Source organism: Vibrio sp. V42_P2S4T144 (assembly GCF_009904715.1).
In the GTDB taxonomy this organism is placed as follows: Bacteria; Pseudomonadota; Gammaproteobacteria; order Enterobacterales; family Vibrionaceae; genus Vibrio; species Vibrio alginolyticus.
In genome coordinates, this window is record NZ_WXWS01000380.1 from 1 (window position 1) to 4,918 (window position 4,918).

Sequence of the window (4,918 nt, forward strand, 5' to 3'; positions counted from 1 at the left end):
CCAAACCAAGTACTATGGACGGCGTGGTTGATACCATCCCAGTGTGGGCTGTAGAAATAGTAATTAAAGTAGAAGTTATCTAGACCTACGCCAGTCAACGGATGATGCAGCGCCATTTTAAATGCCGCTTCCCACGCATAAAGTCGCCCCATCGCAGAGGCATCTATACCATCCTCAGCGGCTCCCCCCGATTCTCGTCCTGAAATACCAGCGAATGCGTAGAGTACGATCGCTGCGATGGCGCCTAGTACCAAGACTAATGTTTTGCTTTTGATGTGTTTAAAAGCAAAGTAGGCAAATACAGACAGTGAACCGAGTAACCCACCGCGGCTCTGAGTCTCAATGATCGCAAAGAACAAAACCAAACAGGTGATAAGGGCAAAGAGCCTGAGATGCTTGGGGGAATGCTTCTCCATCAATTGACTAACGGTAAAGGCAAGGGGAAACATCAGCACTAGTGCCAAATCGTTAGGATCGCCAAGTACTGAACCTATGGATCGTCCTATTGACACGCGCGTTCCTTCGACTAAATCAATGCCATTCGCAGCGTTTTGTAATGCCACTAAGCCAATCAATAATCCGGCGAAAATAATTGCTTTTGACATCTGAGCGAGCTGTGAAGGTTTAGTAATAAGCCAGGTGATGGCCAACGTCATAATGATGATTTTCCAATAGGTATTTTTGAACACCGTTATTGCGATATCACGACTGGAAGCGAATATTATTCCGATGATCACCAGACCCCAAAATATACACAGCCACTTTAATGAAGGGTGCCAAAAAGCTGTAATCTGGCGGCTTATAAGAAGGTGAAAGGCGAGTGCGGCGAGTGCCCCCAGTGATAACAGTAATGGGATCTTGAAGTTATAGATAACAGGAAAGGCTTCGTGAATACGAAAGAATGAAAAAATAACGAACAGTGTGACAAGCCAAAACGTTTGATTGAGAACAAACAGTAACGCGAGTGGTGCGAAACACAACGCAACAATCAAAATGGGATGAGGCATAACAATCCAAAGCAGGCCGATACAGACTGTAATCGTCAGTGCTGCGATGGACTGTTTTGTTCTCACCTTGGTTTCATTCATAACGAGTATCTCTTCACCTGTCCACGCCTTTTCACTATGTATCGAGTGAGAGCATTTAGCGTCTCTTTACTCATGTAGCGAGTGGCTATCCCTGCCAGCAAACTGCATGTCAAAATGCAAATTGCGATGGCGATGCCTATTGATTGTGAAGAGTGAAGCAGGAACAGTGCCACACCGGATATAATCTGTAATAAAACCATCAGACTTAGGTGGAAAGGCAACGCCATACATTGTTGGCCTACTACATAAGTCAGGCCCAGCTTACACAGTTGTGCGTAATAAAGCGCAATGAACACCCCATAAATACCCAGAGAAGATAAGCCAAACAGCAAAGCAATCGCAACGCACGCAGAGACGACATTTATACCCAGTAGCCAGCGAGTACGACGCTTGTACAAAATGGAAATATTAATGAGTTCGCTCCATTCTTTTAACATGGCGATAGGCAGCAAGAATAAGCTGAATAGTACCGCCTCATGATAGGTTTCTGGCAGTAAGTAGGTGATCATCACCATTGCTAATGTGCCGACCACTACACTCAAACCTGTAATGTAAATCATACCTAAGTGTGTGATGCGCACTGCTTCAGTGTTCTTGCGCCCTTCTAAGTAATTAAATCGACGTGGCATCCACCACATGCCAAATGGCTGCACTAAAATACACATGCCCACTGCAAATTTTACCGCTATCGCGTAAATCCCTAACGTCGCAAGAGAAGTGTTGGCACCAATGAACCAGCGCTCAGCGCCATTGAGGCAGAACGCAACCAATCCAGCCATCATCATTGGTAGGCAGTAGTTTAGGTATTGTTTTGCCAATGTCAGCTTAGGAAGGGTGACATTGTAACGGTTAACGATGTGCAGCCAAACAAATTGAGTAATAGCAGCCAACAAGCCCCCCCACAAAACAGAAATAACATGGGGATGAACAGACAGCGCCGCGACGATAAAAATGACCTGAAAAATGGTGGTAGTGACCATGACGTTAAGCAGTGTTCTTGCTTTGTCGTCTTGTGTTCTTAACCAGGCAGTGCCGATTGCAATACTGCCCTCTAGAACGATGGCAAACATAACAATAGCAAATTCGACTCGCGTAAAAGGCGCGGGAATGGGGGCGATTAAAATGATAGTGAGCAAGCTAAGAGCGACGACGCCAGCGATGAGTAAAGCAAGTGAGTACAGCTGGTTTAGTAGGCTTGTGCGCGTATTTTGATCCTTTTCAACGCCGACGAATCGATAAAGCGCTTCATGCAAAGCGAAACTGACAAACAAGGTCGTAACAACACCAAAGGTTGTTAGAAGCTCAAGCTTGCCCATTTGCTCTGGTGAGAGAAAGTGGGGCAATACAGGCAGCATGATTAGGCTGATGCTTTTATTGATCACTAAGGCGATAGCAAATAGCGTCATGTTGGTCATTGCTTTAGACATGATCATATCCTTTGATGTCTCGCGGTGTCTTGAGTGTGCAATCATTGTTGGTAGCAATTTCGGCAGCAAGGTGCTGGGCGATTGGCAAATAACAACGTTCGGCTGTGTATAGTTGAGAAACATTGAGTGCTTCGATACCCATCGTTACTTTCATCCACGGCGATTCATTCAAAAGGCGAATTGCGTTGTGTAACGAAGCCACATTGTTAGGCGTGTATTTAATACAATTTCGGCCGTGAGTTAACACGCGGTCCCAATAACTATCATCATGTGGAATGACGACACACATACCTGCAGCGAGCGCTTCCAAAATAGATAACCCAAAAGGTTCGTTGAGACTGGTGGAAACAAACACACCACACTGTGAACGCAATTCATCTAAGTTGTTTGGGCACTCATGCCATTCAACACCTTGTGTGTTGAAGTCCGGTGTTGAATATTCCACACCTGCCACGTTAGGTTTGATGTAACACACGGTGGATTTGATCTTTTTCGACTCATCAAGTGTTAAAGCATCAAGCAAAAGATCGATGTTCTTCCATTTTAGTAAGCTAGCTGCCCAGAAAACGCGGCTTGAAATCGGATTCGCTTGTTTTGGCCAGCGATCTTTCGATAATCCATTAACAAATGTAGATGTATTCAAACCACACCAATAGCGTTCGGTGGCTGGCTTCTCTGTTTTGAGGTAGGCCTGTAATGCTTCTACCATTGATTCGCGGGTGTTTGCCAAGTAGTAAATTGCCGATGCTTTTACTAAGCAGTAGCCAGCAGATCTCGATCGTCCAATAGGGCCATGAACCATCTGTACCACAGGCTTTTTGCTAATTAATCGTAGTAAGTACAAAGGCATATCATTACTTGGGCAAGATAGGCCCAAAAAGCTATCTATTTTTGGCAGCTTCATGCACGCGTAGAGAAGTTGGAGAAAGTAGTAAGCGTTCATCAACCAGTAGGTCAGTCCATGAGTCGAGTTAAATGGTGATGGTTTTATTTTTATAACTTGCACACGCGGTGTATCACTAAGCAGTGACGCCCAATGCTCTGGATTTGTAGTGAGTAGATAACCAATCACGTTCAGCTTATCGCACTGCTTAAGGAGCTCTGCATTCGCGATTTTGGATCCACCTTGCATTGGGATGGCGTCGAACATCAATACACGTTTCATGACCGGGCTCCTCAATTGATGCTCAACCAGCGTGAAAGAGGCTTCATGCAGTGAGTCATTGGCATTGGTGTAATGGCGTTGTTATTAAGTTCACCTTCGTAAATACGTTCAATAGCGTTGATAGATGCAGTCGTCGTTAAGTTCTGGCTAGCATGTAGGTAAGCGTTTTCCGCCAGCTTGTTTCTTAATGCCGCGTCTTGCATGACTTGTTGAATCGCGTTTAACAGGCTCGCCATTCCACTGTTCTGGTACAGCAATGCAGAGTGATTATGCTCGAACAACTCAGGAATGCCTCCTGTTTTAGGAGCCACGATAGGCAGTTGAGCTAAAGCCGCTTCCCCGAGCACGAGACCAAAGGCCTCTTCATAGGCGCCGCTAATAAAAGCGTCTGCATTACCACACATCCACGCTCCGGCATTGTGTTGTTCTCCGACAAAGTGCACTCGTTCTTGGATACCAAGATCCGATGCAAGCTGTTGCAATGCTTCTCTTTCTTCGCCGTCACCAACAATAACAAGGTGAGGGTTGTTGTGGTGGTAGTTGTGCATGCGCATTGCGCGAATAAGGCGGTCGAACCCTTTGCGCTTAATCAGCGAACCCACCGACAGAAAGGTAAAGGCCTGTGATGGGATTCCGAGCCGATCTTTAATGTCGATGGGTGTATCCACGCCTTGAAGTGACACGCCGTTGTGTACGACATGAAGTTGGTTTTGTGGGTAGCCGTCCTGAAGAATTTCGCGTCCAACATCTTTGCTAACGCAAATCAATTTTGGAGAGAGGTGAAGTCCGAGAGAGAAGCGATCGCGCAATGTATAATGGCAATGAAGTTGCGTGACAAGTGGTATATGATTCATGCGAGCAGCCAAACACATCCATTGACAAGGGCCGCCGCTATTGACGTGTACCAAGTCGATGTTGTGCTTTTCGATCAATGCTGAGCCTTGTTTGATAAGGCTATTCCACCCGCTAATATCCCAGCGTGGAGCGCTCCAACCACCAACCAAATTGAAGGATGAATGTTCCGCTTCAATTCCGAGCGAATGGCACTTATCGATTAATGGTTGGCAGTTTGACCATACGAATGGCTCAAACTTATTGCGGTCGATTCCTGAAATGAGATCCAGAAGCACCACTTCACTGCCGCGAATCCAATTATCACCATAATGAACATATAGAATGCGTTTTGGCGTAGTCATAAGTCACCTCTGTCTCATCATTAATCTGCGTTAACTGCTGAG

General features: G+C 45.7%; 4 protein-coding genes. All 4 read right to left on the reverse strand.

The window, feature by feature from the left end; all coding sequences use genetic code 11:
* Window positions 1–1,088: O-antigen ligase family protein (locus CAG68_RS12875; protein ID WP_161441231.1), on the reverse strand; the 1,088-nt coding region annotated here is incomplete at its 3' end.
* Entirely contained in the window at window positions 1,085–2,515 is a 1,431-nt protein-coding gene (locus tag CAG68_RS12880) for a lipopolysaccharide biosynthesis protein (protein ID WP_042522930.1), read from the reverse strand. The genes CAG68_RS12880 and CAG68_RS12875, both read right to left, overlap by 4 nt.
* Complete coding sequence (locus CAG68_RS12885) at window positions 2,508–3,680, reverse strand: glycosyltransferase (RefSeq protein WP_005377641.1); 1,173 nt, start codon at window positions 3,678–3,680, stop codon at window positions 2,508–2,510. The genes CAG68_RS12880 and CAG68_RS12885 overlap by 8 nt, the downstream gene beginning before the upstream one ends.
* An 11-nt stretch (window positions 3,681–3,691) precedes the next feature.
* A complete protein-coding gene (locus CAG68_RS12890; RefSeq protein WP_033905255.1) occupies window positions 3,692–4,876 on the reverse strand; it encodes a glycosyltransferase in 1,185 nt (394 codons plus the stop codon).
* Between the last annotated feature and the right edge of the window lie 42 nt (window positions 4,877–4,918).

Excerpts from the sequence above, each read along its gene's own strand:
- CAG68_RS12885 (WP_005377641.1), bottom strand. The coding sequence starts at position 3,680 with ATGAAACGTGTATTGATGTTCGACGCCATCCCAATGCAAGGTGGATCC.
- CAG68_RS12880 (WP_042522930.1), bottom strand. The coding sequence starts at position 2,515 with ATGTCTAAAGCAATGACCAACATGACGCTATTTGCTATCGCCTTAGTG.
- CAG68_RS12890 (WP_033905255.1), bottom strand. The coding sequence starts at position 4,876 with ATGACTACGCCAAAACGCATTCTATATGTTCATTATGGTGATAATTGG.